We start from the raw sequence: 24,734 nt of genomic DNA on the forward strand, positions 1-24,734 counted from the left end.
AACCGTAGGGAGCGCCGGCGAGCGGAGTCGATGTAGGATCCTTCAAAGAACTGACAGATTCCTTTGAGGATTGTCCATGCCCGTATCGGACGTGTTTCCGAAGGCCGGTGAGCCGTCCGCGACGATGTCGGCCACGTTGCGCGACCTCGTCCACGCCCTGCGGCTGATCACCGACGTGCGGCTGCTCGGAGCGGCCGACCCCGAGCTCGCGGTGCGCACCCACGTCATCCTCGACGCCGCGTCGCTGGCCGCGGAGGCGCTGCCCGAGGAGGTCGGTGCCGGCCTGGTCGTGCTCACCGGCGATGCGCCCGGACAGCTGGTCGCGTTGGCCGACGATCTCGCCGCCCGGTCGCCCGGCGCGATCCTGCTCCGCGACCCGGGGGTCCCGGTCCCCGAGGTGCTGCTCGCGGGGGCGGTGGTCGTCGTACCTCGGGGACCGGAGTGGTCCGCGCTGCTCGCCGAGGCGCTCCGGGTCGTGGTCGAGCCGCGCCGGCACGACGTCGGCAGCGCCCGGCTCAACCGCGCCCTCGCTGAGCACACCGACCTCTTCGACGTCGCCAAGGCGCTCGGAGTCGCGACCGGCACGCTGATCTCGATCGAGGACGAGCGGGCCCGGGTGATGGCATTCTCGCCCTACAGCGACCAGGCGGACCCGATCCGCCGGCTGGCCATCCTCGGCAGGGAGCCACCCCAGTGGCATGTCGAGCAGCTGCGCTCAGAGCGGGTCTATGACCGGCTCCGGGTGCCCGGCGCCACGGTCGAGCTGCCCGAGGCCGGCGAGGTGCGCCGCCGGTTGGGGATCGGCATGGCTGACCCGACCACCGGGGTCTACCTCGGCACCATCTGGGCGCAGGAGACCGACGTCCCGTTCGGGCCCGAGCTGGAGGACCACCTGGTCGGCGCGGCGCGCTACGCCGCCCGCCTGGTCAGCCAGGCCCGGCAGATCCACTCGGTGAGCACCGAGCTGGTGCAGCGACTGCTCGCGCCCGAGGGGCCCGGGTCCGGTGACGACGTCCCTCAGCTGCGGGTGCGGGAGCCGGCCAGCTTCGCCCTGATCGGCATCGAGGCCGTCGACGACGACCGTGCCGCCGAGTGGCTGCTGTCCTCCGAGGCTGTCGCGCTGCTGAGCATGCGCGCAGTGTCGCTGGCCGAGCAGGCCCTGGTCGCGCCGTACGGTGCTCGGCTGTACGTGCTCGCACCCGGCCCCGCGGATCCGGCCCGCGACGTCGCCTGGGCGGAGCGGACCGTGGCCCACCTGCAGGCCCAGCGGCACGCCGGGTTCCGGGCCGCCGTGAGCTCCTCGGCCTCGGCGGGCTCGGTGCGCGCCGCCCGGGCCGAGATCGAGCGGGTCTGCGCCCGGACCGCACCCTCGGCCGCGCGCCCGGTGGTCACCCTCGACAGCGACCGGACCGCCGTCCTGCTGGCGGAGTGCCTCGAGGCGCTGCCCCGCGCCGCCCTGCTCGACGACGAGCGCTTCCGCACCCTGGTCGAGTACGACGGCCGGAGCAGCATCGACCTCTTGGAGACCGCCCGGGTCTGGCTGCGTGTGCATGGTGAGTTCGGCCCCGCCGCCCAGGCGCTGACCACCCATCAGAACACGGTCCGCTACCGGATCGGCCGGCTGGAGTCGCTCGCCGGCTACGACCTCGCCGACCCCGACGACCGGCTCCTGCTGGCACTGCAGCTGCGCCTCCACGACCAGTCCTGAGACTCGGGTTGTGCGCCGAGCCGGCAGAAGCCAGCGCTGAATCGCGTCCGACCCGGCGCGAGATCGCTCCTCAGTGGGTCAGTTCGCGCCGGGTCGGCCTGAATTCCGGGCCAGTTTCTGCCGGGTCGGCGGGTTGCGGGAGCCTTTCCGGGCCGGGTCGGCGTCAGGTCACATCCCGCCGCCGGACCAGCGCGATGCTGCCGAGGACGGCGAGGGCGACGTAGACGGCGACGGTGATCGCGGCCTGGGTGCCGGGCACGGTGTCGACGACGCCGGGGGTGCCGTCGCCGACCCCGACGCCCACGATCGAGCCGATCAACGAGCCGGCGGAGGTGCCGGGCAGCACTTCGGTGAGGCTCTCGACCCAGCCGAGGAGCTGGCCGACGCCGCGCAGCAGGTTCTCGACGACCAGCGCCCACACCAGGCCGAGGCCGACCGACAGGGCCGGGCCGCGGGCCAGGGTGCCGAGCAGGAAGCCGAGGAGGGCCCACATCTCCAGCACCAGGAAGCCGGCGCCGAACGCCTCGCCGACCGAGCCCAGCGAGGGCATCACGACGTCCTGGGACTCGGTGGTCGCGATCAGCACGGAGATGCCGAGGTCGAGCGCGAAGGTGACCACGAGGGTGCCGACGACGATCGCGGTGAGGGAGAGGACCGAGCCGACGAGCGCCGGCGTACGACGCACGCCCTGCGAGAACAGCGTCTTCCAGGTGCCCCAGCCGTAGCCGTTGCCGGCGACCAGCGCGCCGAGCACCATCATCAGCGCGCCGCCGAACATCGGCATGCCCTGCAAGAAGACGTCGGGTACGGCGTCCGGCATCATCTGCGCGAGCTGCTGGGCCTGGGTGGTGCCCTCGTCGGTGAAGCCGGGGTCGCCGCTGGTGTAGGACAAGTAGGTGAACAGGTAGCCGAACAGCATGCTCAGCACCAGCCAGGCGCCGAGGGTGATCCACACGGCCGGCCAGGCGCGCAGGCGCATCAGCTCGGCGCGGGTGCTGCGGGTGGTGGACAGGACGGTGCTCATCGGACCGACTCCTTCTGGCTCGTCATCTCGAAGAAGACCTCCTCGAGGCTGCGCTCGGCAGCGGTGATCTCGTGGACGTCGACGCCGGCACCGACCAGCGCACGGGTGACGTCGGGGGCGCGGTCGGCGGGCAGCGTGAGCAGCAGGCCGCCGTCGGAGTCGCGTCGTACGCCGTCGTCGCCGGCCAGCCGCATCGCCACGGCGAGAGCCTCGGGCTCGGGCGTGGCCCGGATCCGCAGCGAGACGCCGCCGCGCAGGTCGGCGACGGTCGACTCGCGCAGCAGCACGCCGTCGTTGATGACGCCGACGCGGTGGCAGATCTCCTGCACCTCGGCGAGCAGGTGGCTCGACAGGAGCACGGTCTGGCCGCCGCGGGCGAGGTCGACGACCAGCGCCCGCATGTCGGCCATGCCGGCCGGGTCGAGGCCGTTGGTCGGCTCGTCGAGGACGATCAGCTCGGGGTCGCCCATCAGTGCGGCGGCGACGCCGAGGCGCTGCTTCATGCCGAGCGAGTAGCCCTTGAACCGGTCGTCCCCGCGGTTCGCCAGGTCGACCCGCTCGAGGACCCGCTCGACCTCCGCGTCGGACAGGCCGCGGTGCCGGGCCAGCACGCGCAGGTTCGCGCGCCCGGACAGGTAGGGGAAGAAGCCGGGTCCCTCGATCAGCGCGCCCACCGAGGCAGTGGCGTACGTCGTGCCCGAGGTCGGCCGGATCAGGCCGAGCAGCATCCGCAGCGTCGTCGTCTTCCCGGCGCCGTTGGGGCCGAGGAAGCCGTAGACCTCGCCGCGCCGCACGGTCATCGTGACCTTGTCGACGGCGACCCGGTCGCCGTAGACCTTCGTGAGGTTGTCGGTGGAGGCCACCGTCGTTCCCTGTGCGTTCATGGGCTCCACGCTCGCGCCTCGACGCCCGATGCGCGTCCGCTCCAGCGCGGCTGCGGCATACGCAGAACTGCGTACGCCGGAGGCTCCCGTCGTCGTACGACGAGGACCGTGCGCTCACCTAGGTTCGGGGCATGAACACGAACATGTGGCTCGCGAAGCGCTGGTGGCTGATCCCGGTCGCGGTGATCATCATCGGCGGCTCCTTCGCCGTGAACCTCGGGCACGTCGGGGAGGTCGAGGCCGGCGTGGTCGGGCGGGTGCTGTCCGTGGTGCTCGCCGCGGGCGCCGCGCTCTCGCTGCTGCTGCTCGACCGGTTCCCCGTGCTCCTGGTCGCGACCGGCGCGTTGAGCGGCGGCTACTTCGCGGTCGGCGGCGAGAACGGCCCGATCTTCTTCGCGCTGATCGTCGCGTCCTTCGTGCTGGCGACCCGACGCCCGTTCCCCACCTGGTTCCCGCTGCTGCTGGTCGCGGCCGTGCTGATCTGGGCCGGCCTGCTGGTGCGCGGCCTGCGCTGGGACCACCTCGCGGTCGGCGCCTGGCAGGCGATCGGCATCGGGGCGCTCGTGTCCGCGGCCGCCGCGATCGGCACCATGCTCCAACAGGGCCGGGCCGCCTGGGTGGACCGTACGTCGCGCGCCGCCGCCGAGGAGCGGCTGCGGATGGCGCAGGACCTCCACGACGGCGTCGGCCACGGCCTGGCGGTGATCGCGATGCAGGCCGGGGTCGCCCTGCACGTCCTCGACCGCGACCCGGGTGCCGCCCGCACCAGCCTCGAGGCGATCCGCACCACCAGCCGCGAGGCGCTGGACGCGCTGCGCACTGAGCTGGCGACGATCGCCGGTGAGCCGGCTCCGCGCCGTCCCGCGGCGGGCGTCGAGGCGATCCCGGCCCTCGTCGAGCGGGTCCGCTCCGCCGGGCTGCGGCTGGAGGTGATCGGCGAGCCGGGCGAGCTGACCCCGCCGAGTGGCGCGGCGGCGTACGCCGTGCTGCAGGAGGCGCTGACGAATGTGCTGCGGCATGCCGCCGCCTCGACCGCCACCGTGGTCTGGGAGCGGGGCACCGACACGGTCGCGCTGCGGGTCTCGGACGACGGGCACGGCGGCGCGGTGCAGGATGAGGGCATGGGCATCAGCGGCATGCGCTCCCGCGTCGAGGCGCTGGGCGGCAGCTTCCGTGCGGGGCCGGTGCAGGCGGGCGGGTTCGAGGTCAGCGCGGTGCTGCCCGGATGAGCCACCCCGAGACCGCTCCCGTCCGGGTCGCGCTCGTCGACGACCAGCCGCTGGTCCGGATGGGCCTGGCCACCCTCGTCGCCGCCGAACCGGACCTCGAGCTCGCCGGAGAGGCGGGCGACGGGCGCGAGGGGCTCGCCCTGCTGCGTCGTACGACGCCCGAGGTGGTGCTCTGCGACATCCGGATGCCCGTCCTCGATGGCCTCGGCATGCTCGCCGAGGTCGCCGCCGACCCGGCCCTGGCCGCGGTGAAGGTGGTCATGCTGACCACCTTCGAGCTCGACGAGTACGTCTTCGAGGCGCTGCGGGCCGGCGCCAGCGGCTTCCTGCTCAAGGACGCCGAGCCGACCACGATCCTCGACGCGGTCCGGGTGGTCGCCGAGGGCGGGTCGCTGCTCGCGCCATCGGTGACCCGGACCGTGATCGACCACTTCGGCGCGAGCCGCGCCGAGAGGCCGCACCCGCGGATCGGCGACCTCACCGACCGGGAGCGCGAGATCCTCGGCTGGGTGGCGACCGGAATGTCGAACGGCGAGATCGCCGAGGCGCTCGTGGTCAGCCCCGACACGGTCCGCACCCACGTCAGCCGGGCGATGGTCAAGCTGCAGGCCCGGGACCGGGCGCAGCTGGTCGTCTTCGCCATCGAGTCCGGGCTGCGGAGGACCTGACGCGCCGACCCGGCGCCAACTGGCTCCCCGATTCCGCCGACCCGGCAGAAAGTGGCCCCGGTTTCGTGTCGACCCGGCAGGAAGTGGCCCCGGATTCGTGTCGACCCGGCAGGAAGTGGCGTCGGTGCGTTGCACCTTCTGCCGGGTCGGCTGATCCTGCGCGCACTTTCGTGCCGGGCCGGCGGGATCTCAGAGCTACTTCGCGCCGGGTCGGCGTCAGGAGGTGCGGGCGCGCACGTCCTCGGGTACGTCGACCCCGGGCAGGTTGTCGCCCGCGGCGACCGGGTCCTCGAGCACGCGCCGGAGCGGGATGTGGCCGCCCCAGATGCCGGCCGCGACGTCCTCCGGCTCGTCGACCGGGTCGCCGGCGCGGGCCTTCATCGACGCCTCGGCCAGCGGTACGGCGAGCACGGCCGTCGCGGCCATCTCCTTGCGGGTGCTGGGGCGCAGGGTCGCGGAGCGTCCGGGGATCATGTGGTCGACGATCAGGTCGAGGGCGTGCTGCCGCTCGGCGGCGTCCTCCACCACCCGAGCGCGCCCGATGACGACGGCGGAGCGGTAGTTCATCGAGTGGTGGAACGCCGAGCGGCCGGCGACCAGCCCGTCGAGCTCGGTGACGGTGACGCACACGGTCGTGTCGGCGGACTCGCGCAGCCACCGGGCGGCCACGGAGCCGTGGACGTAGAGCGTGCCGCCCTCGTCCGGGCCGTGCACGTCGACCGCGAAGGCCGTCGGCAGCACCACCGGGTGGTCGCCGACGCCCACGCCCAGGTGGGCGACGAGGGCGTCGGTCAGCAGCGCCAGCAGGTCGGTGCGCTCGGCGACGGCGCGGTTGCGCCCGCGGCGGATCCGGGTGCGGTCGGTCGGCTCCATGACAACGCTCATGGGTCTATCGTGGGCCGGAAGTGGCCTGTGCGCACGGGCCAGTTCCGAGCCAATCAGACAGGCCAATTCCGATGTTGCCCGTTCGCCTCGACCGCACCGACCCACGCCCTCTCGGCACCCAGCTCGCCGACCAGGTCCGCCGGCTGGTGCACGACGGGGTGCTCGCCAGGGACGACCGGATGCCGGCCAGCCGGCGGCTCGCGGCCGACCTCGGCGTCTCCCGTTCGGTCGTGGAGCAGGCCTTCGACCAGCTGCTCGCCGAGGGCTGGCTCGAGGCCCGCCAGGGCTCGGGCACCTGGGTCGCCCGCGGCACGACCGGCCGCCCGACGGTGCCCCGGCGCCGTCGTACGCCTGCCGTGGAACAGCCGCTCGTCATGCTCGACGCGGGCACCCCGTGGATCGACCCACGGCACCAGGCGGTGTGGCGGCGGGCCTGGCGGGAGGTGTCGGTGGCGACGCCGCCGCGCGGGTACGACGACCCGCGCGGCCTGCCCGAGCTCCGCGCGCTCCTGGCCGAGCGGCTCGGGCGCACCCGCGGGCTGGCGGTCGACGCCGAGCGGGTGCGGGTCACCGGCGGCACGGGGGCGGGCCTGCGGCACCTGCTCGCTGTCCTGCCGCGGGAAGCGGTGGCGGTCGAGGACCCCGGGTACCGCGCCGCCGTGGCGACCGTGCGCGAGTCGGGGCGCAAGGTGCTTGATCTTCCCGCTCTCGAGCCCGTCACGGACCTGCGCGGCTGCGGCGCCGCCTACGTGACCCCCGCCCACCAGCACCCGCTCGGCCGGGTCATGCCCGCCGCCGACCGGCTCACCCTGCTCGCCACCGCGCGCCGCGACGGAGCGCTGGTGCTCGAGGACGACTACGACTCCGAGTTCCGCTACGACGTCGCACCGGTGCCCGCACTCGCCTCGCTCGACCGCGACCGGGTCGCCTACCTGGGCACCGCGTCGAAGGCGATCCTGCCGTCCCTGCGGCTCGGCTGGTCCGTCGTACCCGACCGGCTGCTCGACGCCTATGACGCCCACAGCTCACTCACCCACGACGCGCCGCCGTGGCCGGTGCAGCGGGCGCTGGTGACGCTGCTGCGCGACGGGTACGTCGACGCGGTGGTCCGCTCGGCCCGTCGGGTCTACGCCGAGCGGGCGCCGAAGGTGGTCGAGGCGCTGGCGCCGTACGCCGAGCTGGCGGGGCCCGTCGCCGGCATGTACTCCACCTGGCTACTGCCCCAGGTTCGCGCGGTGCGGGTTCGGGCGGCGGCCGAGGAGGCCGGCTTCCGGGTGAACCTGCTGCGCGACTACTGCCGCACGGCCCGGCTCAGCGGCCTGGTCGTCGGCTTCGGCGGCCCGACCGACGACGAGCTCGACCGGGCCTTGGCGGTGCTGGTGGCAGCCCTCAGCCGCTTGTAACTAAGTGTTACGTACTCAAGTTGGGGCTGGTGGGGCTCGTGTGGTGGATAACCGCGCTGTAACACTTAGTTACAAGCGGTCGGCGATCCTGACCGGCCGGCCCGCGACGTACCCGACCGCGACCTGGACCGCGGCGGTGCCGAGCAGCAGGGTGTAGGCCAGCGTCCAGCTGTCCGTGGCGTCGTGGAGGACGCCGACGAGGAACGGGCCGCCGGCGGCGAGCAGGTAGCCGACGCTCTGCGCCATGGTCGACATCGAGGCGGTCTGGGCGGTGGAGGTCGTGCGCAGCGCGAACATCGCCAGGGCCACCGGGAACACCGCGCCGCCGGCGCCGAGCAGGGCGGCCCACAGCCAGGCGCCGTCGACCGGGGCGATCCACAGGCCCGTCCAGCCGAGCGCGGTGAACACGGTCAGGGCGAGGACCAGGTGGCCCTGGTGCCCCATCCGGACCGCGATCATCGGCGCGACGAAGAAGAACGGGAGGCCGATGAGGATGCTCGTGGCCAGGAGCAGGCCCGCCTTCGCGTCGCTGAAGCCGGCGTCGGCGTACACGCTCGGCAGCCAGCTCATCATCACGTAGGCGTTCAGCGACTGGGTCGCGAAGAGCAGGGTGACCGCCCACGCGATCGGGCTGCGCCACAGCGGTGCGTGCCGCACCTGGACGCGCTGCGGGTCGCGACGGCGGCAGTACGGCGCCCAGGCGATCCCCGCGGCGACGGCGGCCAGGGCCCAGACGCCGAGCCCGACCCGCCAGGAGCCGGCGGCGTCGGCGATCGGGACGGTGGTCGCGGCGCCGACGGCCGAGCCGAGGGAGAGCACGGCGGAGTAGGCGCCGGTCATGGTGCCGATCCGGTGGGGGAAGTGCTCCTTGACGATCGCGGGGATGAGCACGTTGCCCAGCGCGATGCCGGAGCAGGCGACCGCCGTACCGGCGATCAGGGCGGGGGTGCCGTCGAGGACGCGGAGCACGAGTCCGACCGCGACCAGGGCCAGCGCCGCGATCAGGCCGCGGTCGACGCCGATGCGCCGGGTGACGACCATCGCGGTCGCGCCGACGGCGGCGAAGCACAGCACGGGGACCGAGGTCAGCACGCCCTGGGTGGTGGCGGAGACGCCGAGGTCGCCGAGGTGGTCGAGCAGGGCGCCCAGCGAGGTGATCGCCAGGCGCAGGTTGAACGCGACGAGCAGGACGGCGACGGCGAGGCCCAGGCTCGCGCGGCCCCGCGCGCCTTCGGATGCGGGCGGCGACGGTGCGGCGGCATCATGGACCACGGCGGACATGCCGACTAGCATAGACAGACATCCGATCATTGGACGAATAGCCGGAAGGATTCCCATGCCCCTCGCCCCCACCGCACCCGCCTCGCTGGTCGACCAGGCCATCGCGGGGATGCGTGCGCTGCTGGAGAGTGGTGAGTGGGAGGTCGGCACCCGGGTCCCGCCCGAGCCAGCCCTCGCCGCGGCTCTCGGCGTCAGCCGCAACACCGTGCGCGAGGCGGTCAAGGCGCTCGCACACCTCGGCCTGCTGCAGGTCCGGCGTGGCGACGGCACGTACGTCGCGGCCACCACCGACATGCAGGCGCTGATGCGCAAGCAGCTCGACCGGGTCGACATCGCCCACCTGTTGGAGGTCCGGCACGCGATCGAGGTGCGCGCTGCGGCGCTCGCCGCGGATCGTCGTACCACCGCGGACCTGGTGGCCCTGGACGCGATCATGGACCGCCGTCGCCAAGCGGTGCTGGACGGCGACGGCCCGGCGTTCATCGACGCCGACGTCGACTTCCACTGCGCGGTCGTCGCCGCCGCACACAACCCGCTCCTCGTCGAGCTGTACGACGGCCTGGTCGAGACCCTGCGCGCCAGCATCGAGCACCCGGGCGCCGCCGACGTGCTCGCCGACGAGCACGACGCCGTCCTCGACGCGGTCCGCGCCGGCGACCCGGCACTCGCCGCCACGGTCAGCGCCGACCTGCTCGACCACGTGGTGCCTAGCGACGGGTGAGCTGCCCGCCGAGGATCGCCGCCAGCGCCAGCGCGAATCCGGCCAGCTGGACCGGCCGCAGCGCCTCGCCCAGGACCAGCCACCCGAGCGCGGCCGCCACGATGGGGGAGAGCAGGCCGAGCAGCGCGGTCGCCACGACGGGAAGCGAGCCGAGGCCGCGGAACCAGAGGAGGTACGCCGCCAGCCCGCCGACCGCGCCCAGCCACAGGTAGCCACCGGCTGCCGGGGCGTCGACGACGGGCGGGGTGCCCTCGATCAGGAAGGTCGTCGGCAGCAGGACCAGGCCGCCGGCCGTCAGCAGCCAGCTCACCAGCACCGGGGAGCTGACGCTCTCCGGCCGGCCCCAGCGTCGGGTCAGCACGACGCCCGTGGCCATCGAGAGGGCGCCGCCGAGGCCGGCGAGCAGGCCGACCGGGTCGAGGCCCGCGTCGGGGCCGAGCACGACCAGGGCGACTCCGCCGACGCCGGCGAGCGCCCAGCCCACGCGCGCCGCGGTCGGGTGCTCGCCGAGGAGCGGGAGTGCCAGTGCGATCACGAGCAGCGGCTGGACCGCGCCGACCGTGGCGGCGACGCCGCCGGGCAGGCGCTCGGCGGCGATGAAGAGCAGGGGGAAGAAGGCGCCGATGTTGAGCGTGCCGAGGGCGAGAGCGCGCCACCACCACGCACCGTGGGGGAGCCGGCGGAAGATCGCGAGGAGCAGCAGGCCCGCGGGCAGGGCGCGGAGCAGGCCGGCGAACAGTGGGTGGCCGGGCGGGAGCAGCTCGGTGGTCACCAGGTAGGTCGTGCCCCACACGGCCGGGGCGAGGGCGGTGAGGGCGGTCAGCCCTGCCGTGCTCGTGGTGGTGGTGGTGGTCGTCTGGGGCGCCGGGCGGTCGAGCGTGGTGGTCATGAGTCCAGCGTCTGCCTGTCTGGTCCATGAGTCCAACACATGCTTTTCATCGGATCGATCGTGGATCAAGATGGATGTGTGGAGCTGCAGCAGATGAGGTACGTCGTGGCCATCGCCGAGCACGGATCCTTCACCCGGGCGGCCGAGGCCTGCTTCGTCGTGCAGTCCGCGCTCAGCCACCAGGTGGCCCGGCTGGAGCAGGAGCTCGGCGTGCGGCTGTTCCACCGCACCAGCCGCCAGGTCCGGCTCAGTGCCGCGGGCCAGGCCTTCCTGCCGGTCGCCCGCCAGTGCCTCGACGCCGCCGACCGCGCCCGGGCCGAGGTCGCGGCCGCGACGGGGGAGGTGCGGGGGCCGCTGTCGATCGGTGTCATCCCGACGGTGGCCGCGGTCGACGTACCCGAGGCGTTGCGGACCTTCCGCGAGCGCTACCCGCAGGTCCAGGTCCGGCTGACCAGCGGCAACAGCGACACCCACGTGCAGCAGGTGGCCGACGGGACGCTCGACCTGGCCTTCCTCGGCCTGCCCGACGGTTGGGAGATCGCCGGGGTCGCCGGCCGGCAGCTGGCCCGCGACCAGCACCGTGCCGTGATGGCGCCCGACCATCCGCTCGCCGGGCGGTCGCGGCTGACCCTCGCCCGGATCGCCGGTGAGGCCTTCGTCGACTTCCCGGCGGGCACCACCGGCCGGCTGCAGGCCGACACCGCCTTCGCCGACGCCGGCCTGCGCCGCGAGGTCAGCTTCGAGACCACCGACATGCTGCTGATGGGGCGGCTGCTGCGGGCGGGCCTGGCGGTCGCGCTGCTGGCGTCCACGTTCGTGGAGCAGCTGCCCGGGCTGGTCGCCGTACCCGTGACGCGGGCGCCGGTGCGCACGGAGCACGTCGTGTGGAGTCCCTTCGGCCCTGCGCCCGCCGCGGCGGCCTTCCTCGAGCAGGTCGGCGTCGAGGTCTGATCCTCAGGTCGTCGTGGTGGCCGCCGATGGACCGGCGTGTCCGTCGTGCGCGCCCTGCTCGCCGTCGCCCTGCTGGCGACGGCGCTCATGCTGCCTGCGTCGGTGGCCTCGGCCGACCCTGGGCCGATCGAGGACTACGCGCCGTACGAGCCGCCCACCCGCTGCTCGCCGCACGACCGGATCGGCACGATCGCCGTCGGCCGCTGGGTCGTGCGTCGCTTCGGCGGCGCCGCGGGCGGCATCTCCCGCGCGTGCGGCGGCAGCCCGTCGGAGCACAACGAGGGCCGCGCGTTCGACTGGTCGGTCGACGTACGCCGCCCCGCCGACCGGCGCCGGGTCCGTCGTCTGCTGGCTGCCCTGTTCGCACCCGACGCCGCCGGCAATCCCGCCGCACTGGCCCGGCGGATGGGCGTCATGTACGTGATCTGGGACGACACCACCTGGTCCTCCTGGCGCCGGTTCGCCCCCGCGCCGTACCTCAACGCCGGGTGCCCCTCCAAGCGCGAGTGCTCCCGCACCCTGCGGCACCGCGACCACGTGCACATCTCGCTCACCCGGGAAGGCGCTCGGGGCAGGCTGTCCTGGTACGTCGGCCGGGTCTGACCGCTCCGGACGCACCGCACCCCATACGTTCTGGTCGGGAATTCGGCGATTCCTCGACCAATTCGCATGGGGTGCGGTGCGGATCCGGCTGAGGCTCACTTCCCCCAGGCGGGGTTCCAGCCCTCGATGTCGCTGGCGGGACGGGTGGAGGGGCCGGTGTAGATCGCCGAGGGGCGGATCAGGCGGCCGGTCCTCTTCTGCTCGAGGATGTGGGCCGACCAGCCGCCGGTGCGGGCGCAGGTGAACATCGAGGTGAACATGTTGGCCGGGACCTCGGCGAAGTCGAGGACGATCGCGGCCCAGAACTCGACGTTGGTCTCGAGGACGCGGTCGGGACGGCGGGCGCGGAGCTCGGCGAGGGCGGCCTTCTCGAGGGCCTCGGCGACCTCGTAGCGGGGGGCGTCGAGCTCGCGGGCGGTACGTCGCAGCACTCGCGCGCGGGGATCCTCGGCACGGTAGACGCGGTGGCCGAAGCCCATCAGCCGCTCGCCGGAGTCGAGCAGGCCCTTGACGTAGCCCTCGGCGTCGCCGGACTTCTCGACCTCCTCGATCATGTGCAGCACGCGCGAGGGGGCACCGCCGTGGAGCGGCCCGCTCATCGCGCCGATCGCGCCGGAGAAGGCGGCCGCGACGTCGGCGCCGGTGGAGGTGATGACGCGGGCGGTGAAGGTGGAGGCGTTCATGCCGTGCTCGGCCGCCGACGACCAGTACGCGTCGATCGCGTGGGCATGCTTCGGGTCGGCCTCGCCGCGCCAGCGGATGAGGAACTTCTCGGCGAGGGTCGTGCCCTCGTCGACCAGCTTCTGAGGTACGACGGGCAGGTGGATGTCGCGAGCCGACTGGCCGGCGTACGACAGCACCATGACGGCCACCCGGGCGAGGTCCGCGCGGGCCTGCTCGTCGGAGATGTCGTAGGTCTGGCCGAAGCCGAAGGCCGGCGCGAGCATCGCGATCGCGGCCTGGACGTCGACGCGGACGTCGCCGGTGTGGACGGGGAGGCTGAACGCCTCGGCCGGCGGCAGGCCGGGGGTGAAGGAGCCGTCGATCAGCAGGCCCCAGACGTTCTCGAAGGGGACCCGGCCGGCCAGGTCCTCGATGTCGACACCGCGGTAGCGCAGCGCCGAGCCTTCCTTGTCGGGCTCCGCGATCTGGGTCTCGAAGGCGACGACGCCCTCCAGTCCGTGGTGTACCTCAGGCATCGGCGTGCTCCTTCGTCAGACGGTGCGGACGCTCCGAGCCGGGCGGTCCGCGGGCCACCCGGCATTCTGCCCCACGGCCGTTCGGGGCTCGCTCGTGCGGTTCCCTAGGGTGGATCCATGACCATCGGACCCCGCCTGGCAGCCCTGCGCCGCGAGTACGGCGAGCAGGGGCTCGTCGAGGCTGACGTACCGCCCTCGCCGTGGCCGCTGTGGCAGGACTGGTTCGACGCCGTGTCGGACGCGGGCGTGCACGAGCCCAACGCGATGGTGGTCGCGACCGTCGACCCCGACGGCGCGCCCTCGGCCCGGATGGTGCTGCTCAAGGGGGTGGCGGCCGAGGGGCCCGACGACGGGTTCACGTTCTTCACCAACACCGCCTCCCGCAAGGGCGAGGCGCTGGCGGCCGAGCCGCGTTGTGCGCTGCTGTTCCCGTGGCACCCGCTCGAGCGGCAGGTCCGGGTCGAGGGGACGGCACACCCGCTGGGCGCGGAGCAGGTCGCGGCGTACTTCGCCACCCGCCCGCGCGGCGCCCAGGTCGGCGCCTGGGCCTCACCCCAGTCGCGGGTCGTCGACGGGCGGGGCGAGCTGGACCAGCGGTACGCCGAGGCACAGGACCGCTTCGCCGACGCCGAGGTACCGGTGCCGCCGGCGTGGGGCGGCTACCGCGTGCAGCCGGCGTCCTTCGAGTTCTGGCAGGGCCGGTCGGGCCGGATGCACGACCGGCTGCGCTACGCCCGGACGTCGAGCGGCTGGGAGCTGACCCGGCTGGCACCCTGACGCAGCCCGCTGTCGGAGGGCTGGTCCGCCTTCTGGGCGGCCGCGTAGATCGCCGCCAGCGCGATCAGCACCGCCAGCACCGCGACCAGGATGAAGGTCTCGCGGCGGCCGGTACCGGCCGTGGGGGACGGGGTCTCCGGTGCCGCCTTCGGTGCTGACTTCGGTGCTGGGTTGGGAGCCGCTTCGGGAGCCGGCTCGGGGGCCGGCTCGGGCCGGCGGGTGCGGTGGGTGTGGTGGTGGGAGCGGCGCCGGCTGCTGCGCCGGCGCCGGACGATCTCCTCGCCCAGGCCGGGCACCTGACCGGCGCCCTCGAGGGGCTCGAACCGCGGGATGGCGTGCTCGGTCACCACGACCCGACGCAGCGCCTCGTGCTCGTCATCGGGCAGGTCGGCCGCGAAGGCTTGGTCCTCGGCGTGGTCTTCGACGTCGTCCTCGGCGTGGTCCTCGGCGTGGTCCTCGTCGGCCTCCTCGACAAGGGGCACCTCGCGGTTCGGGATGAGCAGCGAGCGGAACTCGGCGTGCTCGCGCGCCCGCTCGTCGGAGCGGAGGGCGTCGCGGGGGTCGGTACGGTCGTCGGCCACGACGACATCTTCGCGCATCCGGACCCGGCATCGGGGTCGTGTGCCCGAGAACGCGTCATTCCGGGCGGGGGTGGAGGCGGGCCAGCACCTCGGCGGCGATCGTCTCGACGGCGGGCCGGCGGGCGATGGTGGCGGCGAGGGCCTGCGCCCGGAGGCGGTACGACGACTCGTCGAGCACCCGCCGCAGGGCCGGTGCGAGGTCGCCCGGCCGGCGTACCCGCACCGCGACGCCGGCGTCGACCAGCCGCACCGCGTGGTCGAACTGGTCGTAGTCGACGGGCCACACCACCGAGGGCAGGCCGGCGGCGAGGGCATGGCCGAGCACGCCGGCGCCGCCGTGGTGGACGACCGCGTCGAAGCGCGGCAGGTCGCGGGCATAGTCGACGTAGTCGTGGACCACGACGCCCGGCGGCGGGGCTACGGACCCCGTCCCGCCGAGGCTGACGTGCACCTCGACGTCGGGCAGCGCGGCGGCGGCGTCGGCGGCCCAGGCGACCAGGGTCGCCTTGTGCCACGGCAGGTGGGTCCCCGCGGTGACCAGCACCGCTCGCCTTCCAGCAGCCAGGACCGGCGCCGACGTGCCCGACGGCGGGGTGTGCAACACCGGGCCGACGTACCGGACGGCGGCGGGCAGCGACCGCGGGTACTCCACCGCCTCCGGGGTCAGCGCGAACACCCGCTCGGCGGAGTAGATCGACTCCGAGCCGTCCGGGCGGTACTGCCGGGTGACGCCGACATCGGCCAGCCGCACCCGCGCCAGCCGCGGCGCGAGCCGCTTGAACCCGCGCACCCAAGAACGCCCGACGGCGTCGCGGCCCCGGCCCAGCGCAGAGCGACCGGGGCGCCAGCCCCCGACGTACGACGGCGGCCCGGTGCGCCCCTCGATGGCGCACGGCGACGGGTGGGTGGTCCACCAGGGCACGCCGAGCTCGTCGGCCGCCGTACCGACCGCGCCCATGGTGAAGTCCGCGATCACCAGGTCCGGGCGGTGATCGGCCCACGCGAGCAGCAGCTCGCGGCGGAAGTCCGCCTGCAGCGCGACCGCCGCGCGGAACTGGCGCAGGAGCAGGCGCGGGTTGCTGCCGATCCGGTACGACGGGTTCACCACCGTCTCGATCACCTCGTCGGCGCCGTCCAGCAGCGCCAGCCCGGTCACGCCGGAGGCGGCGATCGCCGGGAGCGCGGCCGCGGTGCTGATCACCCGGACGTCGAGGCTGGGCTCGGTGGCGAGCCGGGCGGCGATACCGAGGATCGGGTGGAGGTGGCCCGCCATCGGCGGCGTGACCAGGTCGACGCGCATCAGGACAGCTCCGTCGCGAGGTCGCGGCACAGTGCGGCCAGCTCGGGCGCCGCCAGGTAGTCGAGGTGCCCCGCATCGACGCTCACCTCGTGCGGCCACCACCGTGCCAGGTGGTCGCCCCGGCTGCCGACCCGGACCGTGCGGCAGGCGGGCGGCCGGGTGGCGACCGCGCCGTACGCGACGACGGTGAGGCGGTCCAGGACCTCGGTGGGAAGCGAGAGCCGGCCCAGGAGGTCCAGCCCGATCGACCCGGCCAGCACCAGGGTCCGGTCGGCCGTCCGCAGCCGCGCCTCGACCAGCGGCCGGTGCCGCCGCGCCCACCGGCCGCGCAGCAGCCGGATCCGCCAGAACAGCACCAGGTGGCGCAGGCTCCCGAGCCACAGGGGCACGGGTCGCCAGGCTGGTCCGAGGGGAGGCGCCAGCCGGTCGTCGTACGGGAAGTTCAGCCGGACCTTGGCGGACTCCGCCAGCGGCAGCGCGTCGAGGAAGGCGTCCTGGACCGGGGAGAGCGCGCAGGACCGCGGGTCGCTCTGGCCGGTGAGGTGGAGGACCTGCAGGTTCATCGCACCGGCGAGAAGTCGTCGTCGGAGCGCACCCGGTAGGTGCGGGTGCGCCAGCGGATCGTGCGCTGCACCGCGCCGTGCCCGAGGTGCGCCGGCTGTACCAGCTCGGAGACCAGCGAGGGCAGCGGGGCGTGCAGGGAACGCCCGTAGATGCGGCGGTGTACGACCTGCAGCAGCAGCCAGCGCCCACTGAGCAGCGCCACGAGCGGACCGGGCCGGCGCGAGCGGACCGAGCCGGCGAGCACCGCCCAGAGGAGGTTCGGGTGGGTCCCGTGCAGGACGCTGATCGCAGCGACGGTGCGCAGCGGCTGGCGGCGCAGCAGCAGGTTGGCGAAGAGCATCCAGCGGTGCATCAGCCGCACGTAGTGGCCGGGCGACTCCACGGTCGTGGTGATCCACTGCGGCGACGCGGTCTGGCAGATCGTCCCGCCGCCGCGCCGGACCGCCCCCGCGACCGCGAGGTCGTCGGTGAGGTTGTGCAGGATCGGCGTGAACCCGCCGATCGCGCGCAGGTCGGCGACCCGCATCGCCCAGCACATCCCGTTGATCGTCACGGGCGCCATCGGCAGGTACGTCAACGCCGCGTTGTTGTCGACGAACTGCTCCACGAGCCGGGCCCACGGCGTCCTCCCGGGGAGGTACGCCGGCAGCCCGGTCGCGAGCGTCGCCCGCTCGAGCCCGCCGAGGAGCGCGCCCAGGCTGGCGCGGGGGAGCCGGGTGTCGTCGTCGAGGACGAGGAACACCTCGTCGTCGGCGCAGTCGTCGAGTGCCGGCTGCAGCTTGGCCAGCTTGGGGTTCACGCCGTCGGGCGCGGGCGGGCAGAGTCGTAGCTCCACGCGTGGCAACCGGTCCCCCAAACCGTTCGATCGAACGGTTCGAGCGAGGTTCGGGGCCGAGAAGTCCCCCGAACCGTTCGATCGAACGATCCGGTGGGCGACGCGCCGGGCCTCGACGTCGTCCTCGTCGACCAGCCAGACGAACCGCGCACCGGCCAGGGAGAGCAGGTTGTCGCGCAGTGCGTCCTCGAGGCCCGGGTCGCCGGACAGGATCGGCTGCACCACGACGACCTTCGCGACGGCCGGGTCCGCGGGCGGCACAGCCGGCGGCGCGGCCGATGCGGCCCGCAGCGACGCCACGGTCTTCCCGGCCTGCAGCGCGAGGTAGCCCGCGGCGGCGCCCCACCCCCACCGGCTCACAGCTGCTCCCTCTGCCAGGCCACGAACTCCTCGACCCCCTGCGCCACCGACACCGCCGGCGCTCCGAGGTCCTGCAGCATCCTGTCGGGCACGAAGGTCTTGGACCACGAGAGCACCCCGACGCCGTACGGCGTGATCGGCGGCTCGCCCGGCAGGTGCAGGATCCGCCAGGTCCGCTCCAGCACGGTCGCGGCCCGCATCGCCGTGGTCAGGCTGACGTCGCGGGTGGGCGGGGCGAACCCGAGGCGTCCGATCACGTCGAGCAGCATCGCCTGGATCTCCACCGGCTCGGCGTTGGTGAGGTTGTAGACGCCGCCGAGCTCGGGCCGGCCGGCCAGCTGGAGCAGGTAGTCGGCGAGGTTGTCGACGTAGATCAGGTCTCCCACCGCCGGCGTCGTGCGCCCGGTCAGCCGTGGTACCCGCCCCGCCTTCGCGGCCGCGATGATCCGCGGGAAGAGCACGGTGTCGCCGGGGCCGAACACCGCGCGCGGTCGCGCGATCACCCAGGAACCCCCGTAGGTGCGGACGATCCGCTCCGACGCGGCCTTGGTGCGGGCATAGTCGTTGGCGAACTCGCCGGGCAGCGGGGTGTCCTCGGTGAGGTCGAGCTGGTCGCCGTCGCGGTAGAGCACCGAGGACGACGAGACGTGCACCAGGCGCGGCTCGCCGAGCCGCGCGCACCAGTCGACGACCGTCTGGGTGGCGATCATGTTGTCGCGCTCGTAGGCCTTGCGGGGCGCGTACGGCGTGGCCCGGGCAGCGCAGTGGATCACCGCGTCCGGCCGCCACGGCAGGTCCGGCAGGTCCTCGGCACCCACGACGCCGAGGTCGACGCTGAGGTAGTCGGGCCGGTCCAACCGGCGCCGCCCGAGCCCGACCACCTCGTGCCCGGCTGGACTCGCCCGCTCCCACAGCCGTCCGCCCACGAACCCGGACGCCCCGGTCACCAGCAGCCTCATCGGGTGGGTCATGACACCTTCCTGATCCGTCGTCGCTTCGCGTCGGGCGCCTCCGCCGGCCACGCCATCGGTACGACGGCCGGTGCCGTCGCGCCCAACCGGCGCGCCAGTCGCCCGACCTCCGTGGCCACCCGCTCCGTCGTACCTGACGAGCCGGTCGTGGTCGCCAGCCGCCACTCGGCGCCGTGCTGCTCGATCCGGTAGTCGCCGAGCTCCCCGGCCAGCGCCACCGCATGGCGCAGCACGTCGGGGTAGACGGGCACGTCGCCGAGGGTCAGCACGTCGTCCGCCCGGCCCAGCACGGCATGGATCGAGCGGCCGGGGCGCCCGCACGGGCAGGGGCCGGGCGCGGCGAGCAGGACGTCGTCGAGCCGGTGCCGGACGACGTACTGCGTGGTCCGGGTGAAGTCGGTGACGACCGGGTGGAAGCGCTGGTGGTCGATCCACTCGGGCTCGACGTGCACGTGCGCCTCGTTGAGGTGCAACCGGCCGGCGGGACAGCTGACCGCCAGCAGGCCCTCGGTGGCCTGGTAGATCTGCTCGACCGGCCGCCCGAAGGCCTCCCGGATCACCGCCTCGTCGTCGGGCTCGAGGGTCTCCGCGACCGAGACGACCTGGAGCGGCCGCAACCCCGCCGGCTTCGTGGTGGCGATCTGCCGCAGCACGCTCGCCGGGGCGACCAGGACGTCCGTGCCCGGCAGCGACGGCAGGTGGGCGGCGACGGGCATCGTCAGGTCGTGCCACGAGAAGGAGACCCGCCGGCTCTCGAGCGTCTCGTAGAGGTTGCTGTTGGCCCGCAGGAAGAGCGCGACCCGCAAGGGTCGTCGGGTCAGCACGCGCAGGGACCGCGGGGACATGAGCTGTCCCATCAGGATGCCCGCCCACAGGCGGCTCTCCGCCTCCGAGACGAGGAAGACGCCTCGGGTGCCGGAGGTTCCCGAGGACAGCCCGACGGTCACCCCGCCGGGCAGCCGGTCGGTGAAGGAGCGGGACCGCTCGGCCGCCTCGGCGAGCGCCAGTGCGTGGTCGAGCGTGATGCCGTGCCGGTTGAACGCGGCGAAGTCGGCGAGCACGGTCCGCTTGTCGACGACCGGCAACGAGGAGAGGGGCCGGCCCGCGAGAGGCGCGTAGAAACGGGCTTTCGGCAGCTCGACGCGCAGGAACCGCTCGAGCGCCCGGGCCCGCGCGGCGTCGTAGCGACGGGGGAGGAGCCAGCGCTCACGGGCGAACGCCGCAGCGACCGCCGCCTGACCGGACGGCATCAGAGCCCGGCGTACCAGGCCGCGTGGCCCTCCGGGCAGTGCGCCGGGAGGATCAGCAGGTCGTCGTGCGAGGCGTCGAGGACGTGCAGCACGCCGAGGGTGCGGACCGTCGCGTCCCAGTCGTGCATGACGCCCTTCGCCAGCCGGGACGGCGGCTTGAGGTCTCGGAAGGAACGCGAGGTCCAGGCGGCGTCGCCGACCAGCAGCACCTGCCGGCCGCCGGAGGTGAACAGCTGGCCGAGGTGGCCGGGCATGTGGCCGGGCAGGTCCACGGCGAGCAGGCTGCGGTCGCCGAGCAGGTCCCAGGTGCGCAGCCCGCCGACCTGGACGGCCGGGAAGGCGTCGATCGGGTCGAGCCGGTCGCGCAGGTCGTCGGGAAGCAGGGCCGGCAGGATCGCGTGGCGCACGGCGTTGATCCCGCGCAGGGACAGGGCGTGCGTCGCTCCCGAAGCACCGGCGATGATCCGGGCCCGCGGGTGGTCGAGCAGCCCGCCGACGTGGTCGCCGTGGAAGTGCGAGACCACGATCCGGCGTACGTCGGCGGGGTCGACGTCGAGCGCCGCGAGCTGTCGCGGCAGGTGCTCCTCGGGCCGCAGCGTCACGGGGAGGGTGTTGCGGTAGAGCAGCTCGGGCAGCCGGCTGGTGGCGTCCATGAAGTGCTGGGAGTAGCCGGTGTCGAACAGGGTCCAGCCGTGGTCGGGGTGGTGCAGTGCGCCGACGTATGACGGGAACTCGATGACCTTGAGCCGTCCGCCCTGACGGGCCATCGCCTCGGGGCCCTTGCAGTGGCCGACGCGCAGCCAGTGGAAGCCGACCTCGGGCTGGTCGTTCAGTAGCACAGCACGACCCCGCCCATGCTGAGCCCGGCGCCGGTGCCGAGCAGCAGCGCGTGGTCGCCGCGCCGCAGGCGGCCGGACTCGATCGCGGCGTGCAGGGCCGACGGCAGCGACGCACCGACCTGGTTGCCGTGGTCGGCGTAGATGTCCACGAGCCGCCCCTCCTCGATGCCGAAACGGTGGCGGAGCCAGGCCAGCGCGTGGTGGCTGGCCTGGTGCGGTACGACGACCGGCAGGTCGGCCATCGTCGTGCCGGCCGTGGTCAGCAGCCGGTCGACGAACGGCGGCAGGTGCTTGACCGCGAGCCGGAACACGGCGCCGCCCTCCATCCGGAACCGGCCCCAGTCGGCGTACTCGCCCTCGACCCGGTCGGGCGCGAACCGCGAGCCGCCACCGCGGATCTCGCAGGTGTGGGCGCCCTCGCTGTGGGTGGCGAAGTCGGCGGCGAGGACGGCCGACCCGGTCTCGCCCGCGTGCCCGACGACCGCCGCCGCGGCGCCGTCGCCGAAGATCCCGGACGCCCCGAGGTCGGACCAGTCGAGGCCGACCGAGGCCAGGTCGCTGGAGACGATGAGGATCCGCTGGTGGCGGCCCGCGTCGACCAGGGTGGCGGCGAGGTCGAGCGCGACCAGGAAGCTCAGGCAGCTCGCGTTGACGTCCCACGCCGCGATCGGCCGGCCCGGCGCGAGCTCCTCGTGCAGCAGCGCGGCGTTGCACGGCAGCGGCTGGTCGGGCGTCGCGCTGGCGCCGATGATCACCTCGATGTCGTCGAGGGTGAGGCCGGCCGCCGCGAGGGCCTTGCGGGCCGCGCGGGCGCCCAGCTCGGCGGCGGAGCCACGCTCGACGTACCGCACCCGTACGCCGGTCCGCTCCTCGACGGTGCCGGGCGGGAGCCCGAGGCGCTCGTCCATCGCGGCGCTGGTGACGGCCTCGTCGGGGCGCACGGCACCCGTGCCGAGGATCCGCAGTGCGCGGGGTCCGAGAGCAGGCATGGCGACGAGGATAGTCACCGCCCGGCGTCGTCGAGCGCGGCTTTCGTCAGGGTCCGGCCGAGGTCGACCAGCTCGTCGGCCCGGTGGAAGTCGATGGTGCGGGCGGCGCTGAGCGGGACCGTGACCAGGACGTCGGGGGGCAGGGTCGCCAGCCGGTAGCGGGTGATCAGGCTCTGCATCGCGTCGAAGGACAGCGAGACGACCTCGGCGGTCCGTACGTCGGGGCGTGCGTCGACCGCCTCGGCCGGCGGTGCCTCGGCAGGTGCCTCGGGTGCCGCGGTCGCGCCCAGCTCCTCCTCCCCGCGCCGGAACCGGCGGCGCAGGTCGGCCGCCCACTCCGCGCGGCGTACCGAGAAGCCACGGGCGGGGGAGGTCGGCTCGTGCGGCTCGCGCGGGCCCTGCAGCGAGACCGCGACGGTGAAGTCGGCGGTCGCCGCCGCGGTGGGCTCGAGCGGTAGCGGGTTGAGCAGGCCGCCGTCGACGAGCACCCGGCCGTCGACCACCGCGGGCGTGAACAGGCCGGGGATCGCGAAGGACGCGCGCATCGCGGGGATCAGCGGGCCGCGCTGGAACCACACCTCGCGGCGGGCGGCCAGGTCGGTGGCGACCGCGGTGTAGGGGATCGGCAGCGACTCGATGAGCACGTCGCCGACGATCTCGTCGAGCGCGGCCATCAGCCTCTCGGCGCTCGCGGCGCCGCCGCCGGCCCAGGTCGGGTCGGCCAGTCGTACGACGCGGCGTCCGGTCAGCGTCGAGGCCCAGGCGGCGAACTCGTCGTCCTTGCCGGCGGCGACCAGGCCGCCGACGACAGCGCCCATCGACGTACCGGAGACGGCGACGATGTCGTGCCCGCGCTCGCGCAGCTCCTGGACCGCGCCGAGGTGGGCGTACCCGCGGGCGCCGCCGGAACCGAGGACCAGAGCGACGCGTGCCATGACTCCATTGTGTGTCGGGACGCCTCGCATAGCCCGGGAACGGGGGTGTCGTTGTGCTCACATGGGTCGTCTCGTCCTCGCTCTGTGCCTCGCTGCCGCCGGCCTGGCGTCCGTACCGAGCGCGGCGCGAGCCGACGATCCGGTGCCCGTGGTCGTCGACCAGCGCTTCACCACCTCCGACGGCGTGGAGCTGCAGACCACGCTGACCAGCAGCGGACCCGTCGCCGCGAAGCCGACGGTCGTGGAGTTCTCGCCGTACGGCGACAACAGCCAGACCCTCGCCGTGACGCCCGACTACAACTACCTCCTGGTCCAGATCCGCGGCACCGGCGACAGCGACGGCGGGTTCGACGCGCTCGGCCCGCAGAGCCAGCGCGACGTCGTCGAGGTGCTGCAGTGGGCGTGCAGCCAGCCGTTCAGCGACGGCCGGCTCGCCCTCAACGGCTTCTCCGCGAGCGCGATCGTGCTCTACAACTCCTGGCACCACGAGCTGCCGTGCGTGAAGGCCGCGATCATGCGGTCCGGCACCCACGAGCTGTACCGCGACCTGCTCGTGCCCGGCGGCATCCTCAACCTCGCCCCCGGCGCCGGCGTGCTCGCGATGATCGGTGCCCCGGCCCTGCTGCAGGGCGCCGACCGCCTCCAGCGGGACCCGGCGTCCTCGCTCGACGTGCTGGGCGGCCTGTTCGCCAGCGGCACCGGCGTGCTCGCGCATCCGAGCCTCGACGCGTGGTGGGCCGAGCGCGGCTGGCGCGGCGACGCCAACGACATCCCCGTGCTGATGCTCGACGGGTTCTACGACGTGGAGTCGCGCGGCGCCTTCCAGGCCTTCCAGGCGTTGCGTGCCGACGGCGCCCACCTGGTGATGGAGGGCGGGCACGACGGCACTCCCGCAGGCACCGACGGCGGAGTGGGCGAGGCGCACGCCTGGCTCGACCACTACGTGCGCGGCGTCGACAACGGCATCGAGGACACCCCCGAGGTCAGCCTGCTGCTCGCGAAGGGCGACCGCGCCGCGTACCTCGCCGGCGAGCACGTCCGGTACGACGCCACGGACTGGCCGGTGCCCGGCACCACCTGGACCGAGCTCGCGCTGGCCACCGGCAAGCGCCTCGCCACGGCCCCGGACGCGACGCGCTCCACGGCGTCGTACCTCACCGTGCCGACGTTGCCGACCATGTCCGACGTCCCGACCTGGTCGCTGCTGGAGGCCGGTGGCGCGAAGGCGCTGACCGGCGCGCTGCCGCTCCTCGGCCGCACGGACGCGGTCGCCATCGACCACCTGACCGGCCTGACCTACACGACCGCGGCGCTGTCCGACGACGTCGCCCTCGCCGGGCCGGTGGCGCTCGACGTACCGCTGGCGACCTCGACCCCCGGCTCCGGGATCTGGGCGATCCTCTCCGACGTCGCACCCGACGGCTCCTCCCACCCGCTCACCGTCGGGCGGCTGTCCACGAGCTACCCGGACCTCGTCCCCGGCAGGTCCCTGACCGACGGCGGCGGCGCGGTCGTGCAGCCGTACGGCGACTACAGCGCCGCCGACCGCCCACGAGCGGGCGAGATGCGGCGCTACCAGGTCGAGCTGTGGCCGGTCGGCAACGTCTTCCGCGCCGGTCACCGGCTGCGAATCCAGCTTGTCGGGACCTCCCTGTTCTCGCCTCTGTCCCTCCCCGCGCTGCACACGATCCGGGTCGGCGGCGCGGACGGCGCCCGGCTCCGCGTGCCCGTGCTTCCCGGAAGCGACCTCGCCTCCGCACTCCGTTGAGTTGCCGCATCCTCACCGTTGACTTGCCGAACTCGATGGCGAGGATGCGGCAACTCAACGGTTGGCTTGCGGCAACTCAACGGTGAGGATGCGGCAAGTCAACGATAAAACCAGTTGTGA

At 74.0% G+C, this 24,734-nt stretch carries 24 protein-coding genes; 9 read left to right on the forward strand and 15 right to left on the reverse strand.

Going from position 1 to position 24,734, the window contains the following annotated elements:
- Positions 1–76 precede the first annotated feature (76 nt).
- A complete protein-coding gene (locus QI633_RS03245; RefSeq protein WP_141800406.1) occupies positions 77–1,708 on the forward strand; it encodes a helix-turn-helix domain-containing protein in 1,632 nt (543 codons plus the stop codon).
- A 163-nt stretch (positions 1,709–1,871) separates the two neighbouring features.
- Here QI633_RS03245 and QI633_RS03250 read toward each other — a convergent pair whose 3' ends face one another.
- Complete coding sequence (locus QI633_RS03250; protein ID WP_141800405.1) at positions 1,872–2,732, reverse strand: ABC transporter permease subunit; 861 nt, start codon at positions 2,730–2,732, stop codon at positions 1,872–1,874.
- Positions 2,729–3,616 (reverse strand): ABC transporter ATP-binding protein, encoded by an 888-nt coding sequence (locus tag QI633_RS03255; RefSeq protein WP_141800404.1) that lies wholly within the window; start codon positions 3,614–3,616, stop codon positions 2,729–2,731. The genes QI633_RS03250 and QI633_RS03255 overlap by 4 nt, the downstream gene beginning before the upstream one ends.
- A gap of 131 nt (positions 3,617–3,747) precedes the next feature.
- On the opposite strand from QI633_RS03255, the gene QI633_RS03260 reads away from it, so the two are divergent.
- Together QI633_RS03260 and QI633_RS03265 are read left to right on the forward strand one after the other, a co-directional pair.
- The gene (locus QI633_RS03260) at positions 3,748–4,845 is read left to right on the forward strand and encodes a sensor histidine kinase (protein WP_282428054.1); all 1,098 of its coding nucleotides are present in this window, start codon (positions 3,748–3,750) and stop codon (positions 4,843–4,845) included.
- Positions 4,842–5,513, forward strand: a complete 672-nt coding sequence (locus QI633_RS03265) for a response regulator transcription factor (protein WP_282428055.1) — start codon at positions 4,842–4,844, stop codon at positions 5,511–5,513. Before QI633_RS03260 ends, QI633_RS03265 begins: the two co-directional genes overlap by 4 nt.
- Before the next feature lie 216 nt (positions 5,514–5,729).
- Here the strand turns inward: QI633_RS03265 and QI633_RS03270 are convergent, their stop codons facing one another.
- Entirely contained in the window at positions 5,730–6,398 is a 669-nt protein-coding gene (locus QI633_RS03270; RefSeq protein ID WP_282428056.1) for a pyridoxamine 5'-phosphate oxidase family protein, read from the reverse strand.
- Between the two features lie 71 nt (positions 6,399–6,469).
- On the opposite strand from QI633_RS03270, the gene QI633_RS03275 reads away from it, so the two are divergent.
- Positions 6,470–7,801: a PLP-dependent aminotransferase family protein gene (locus QI633_RS03275; RefSeq protein WP_282428057.1), complete on the forward strand. Its 1,332-nt coding sequence runs from the start codon at positions 6,470–6,472 to the stop codon at positions 7,799–7,801.
- A 69-nt stretch (positions 7,802–7,870) separates the two neighbouring features.
- Here the strand turns inward: QI633_RS03275 and QI633_RS03280 are convergent, their stop codons facing one another.
- Positions 7,871–9,082 (reverse strand): MFS transporter, encoded by a 1,212-nt coding sequence (locus QI633_RS03280; RefSeq protein WP_282428058.1) that lies wholly within the window; start codon positions 9,080–9,082, stop codon positions 7,871–7,873.
- 55 nt (positions 9,083–9,137) lie between these two features.
- Between QI633_RS03280 and QI633_RS03285 the strand changes: the two genes are divergently transcribed.
- Positions 9,138–9,803 (forward strand): FadR/GntR family transcriptional regulator, encoded by a 666-nt coding sequence (locus QI633_RS03285; RefSeq protein ID WP_282428059.1) that lies wholly within the window; start codon positions 9,138–9,140, stop codon positions 9,801–9,803.
- Here the strand turns inward: QI633_RS03285 and QI633_RS03290 are convergent.
- Positions 9,790–10,692 (reverse strand): EamA family transporter, encoded by a 903-nt coding sequence (locus tag QI633_RS03290; RefSeq protein ID WP_282428060.1) that lies wholly within the window; start codon positions 10,690–10,692, stop codon positions 9,790–9,792. The two genes, QI633_RS03285 and QI633_RS03290, sit on opposite strands and share 14 nt — an antisense overlap.
- 78 nt (positions 10,693–10,770) lie before the next feature.
- On the opposite strand from QI633_RS03290, the gene QI633_RS03295 reads away from it, so the two are divergent.
- Positions 10,771–11,643, forward strand: a complete 873-nt coding sequence (locus tag QI633_RS03295) for a LysR substrate-binding domain-containing protein (protein WP_282428061.1) — start codon at positions 10,771–10,773, stop codon at positions 11,641–11,643.
- A 36-nt stretch (positions 11,644–11,679) separates the two neighbouring features.
- A complete protein-coding gene (locus tag QI633_RS03300; protein ID WP_282428062.1) occupies positions 11,680–12,246 on the forward strand; it encodes a hypothetical protein in 567 nt (188 codons plus the stop codon).
- 95 nt (positions 12,247–12,341) lie between these two features.
- On the opposite strand, the gene QI633_RS03305 is transcribed toward QI633_RS03300, so the two are convergent.
- Positions 12,342–13,445 carry a citrate synthase 2 gene (locus QI633_RS03305; RefSeq protein WP_141800395.1) on the reverse strand — a complete coding sequence of 368 codons (1,104 nt, stop codon included), beginning with the start codon at positions 13,443–13,445 and terminating at the stop codon, positions 12,342–12,344.
- Between the two features lie 117 nt (positions 13,446–13,562).
- On the opposite strand from QI633_RS03305, the gene pdxH reads away from it, so the two are divergent.
- Positions 13,563–14,222, forward strand: coding sequence for a pyridoxamine 5'-phosphate oxidase (gene pdxH, locus QI633_RS03310; RefSeq protein WP_282428063.1), 660 nt, complete (start codon positions 13,563–13,565; stop codon positions 14,220–14,222).
- Here the strand turns inward: pdxH and QI633_RS03315 are convergent.
- Genes QI633_RS03315 through QI633_RS03355 form a run of 9 tightly spaced genes read right to left on the reverse strand, consistent with a single transcriptional unit; the run spans position 14,174 to position 22,846 of the window.
- Entirely contained in the window at positions 14,174–14,803 is a 630-nt protein-coding gene (locus tag QI633_RS03315) for a hypothetical protein (RefSeq protein WP_282428064.1), read from the reverse strand. The two genes, pdxH and QI633_RS03315, sit on opposite strands and share 49 nt — an antisense overlap.
- Positions 14,804–14,858: 55 nt before the next feature.
- Entirely contained in the window at positions 14,859–16,103 is a 1,245-nt protein-coding gene (locus QI633_RS03320) for a glycosyltransferase (protein ID WP_282428065.1), read from the reverse strand.
- Complete coding sequence (locus QI633_RS03325; protein ID WP_141800392.1) at positions 16,103–16,666, reverse strand: hypothetical protein; 564 nt, start codon at positions 16,664–16,666, stop codon at positions 16,103–16,105. Before QI633_RS03325 ends, QI633_RS03320 begins: the two co-directional genes overlap by 1 nt.
- Complete coding sequence (locus QI633_RS03330) at positions 16,663–17,862, reverse strand: glycosyltransferase (protein WP_282428066.1); 1,200 nt, start codon at positions 17,860–17,862, stop codon at positions 16,663–16,665. The genes QI633_RS03325 and QI633_RS03330 overlap by 4 nt, the downstream gene beginning before the upstream one ends.
- A complete protein-coding gene (locus tag QI633_RS03335) occupies positions 17,859–18,833 on the reverse strand; it encodes an NAD(P)-dependent oxidoreductase (protein ID WP_282428067.1) in 975 nt (324 codons plus the stop codon). Before QI633_RS03335 ends, QI633_RS03330 begins: the two co-directional genes overlap by 4 nt.
- A complete protein-coding gene (locus QI633_RS03340) occupies positions 18,830–20,083 on the reverse strand; it encodes a F390 synthetase-related protein (RefSeq protein ID WP_282428068.1) in 1,254 nt (417 codons plus the stop codon). Before QI633_RS03340 ends, QI633_RS03335 begins: the two co-directional genes overlap by 4 nt.
- Positions 20,083–20,922 (reverse strand): MBL fold metallo-hydrolase, encoded by an 840-nt coding sequence (locus QI633_RS03345; RefSeq protein ID WP_282428069.1) that lies wholly within the window; start codon positions 20,920–20,922, stop codon positions 20,083–20,085. Before QI633_RS03345 ends, QI633_RS03340 begins: the two co-directional genes overlap by 1 nt.
- Positions 20,913–21,911 carry a 3-oxoacyl-[acyl-carrier-protein] synthase III C-terminal domain-containing protein gene (locus QI633_RS03350; RefSeq protein WP_282428070.1) on the reverse strand — a complete coding sequence of 333 codons (999 nt, stop codon included), beginning with the start codon at positions 21,909–21,911 and terminating at the stop codon, positions 20,913–20,915. The genes QI633_RS03345 and QI633_RS03350 overlap by 10 nt, the downstream gene beginning before the upstream one ends.
- A 14-nt stretch (positions 21,912–21,925) precedes the next feature.
- Positions 21,926–22,846: a patatin-like phospholipase family protein gene (locus QI633_RS03355; RefSeq protein ID WP_141800386.1), complete on the reverse strand. Its 921-nt coding sequence runs from the start codon at positions 22,844–22,846 to the stop codon at positions 21,926–21,928.
- 61 nt (positions 22,847–22,907) lie between these two features.
- On the opposite strand from QI633_RS03355, the gene QI633_RS03360 reads away from it, so the two are divergent.
- Entirely contained in the window at positions 22,908–24,614 is a 1,707-nt protein-coding gene (locus QI633_RS03360; RefSeq protein WP_282428071.1) for a CocE/NonD family hydrolase, read from the forward strand.
- Positions 24,615–24,734 lie beyond the last annotated feature (120 nt).

Origin of the sequence: Nocardioides sp. QY071, assembly GCF_029961765.1 — a bacterium.
Taxonomy (GTDB): Bacteria; Actinomycetota; Actinomycetes; order Propionibacteriales; family Nocardioidaceae; genus Nocardioides.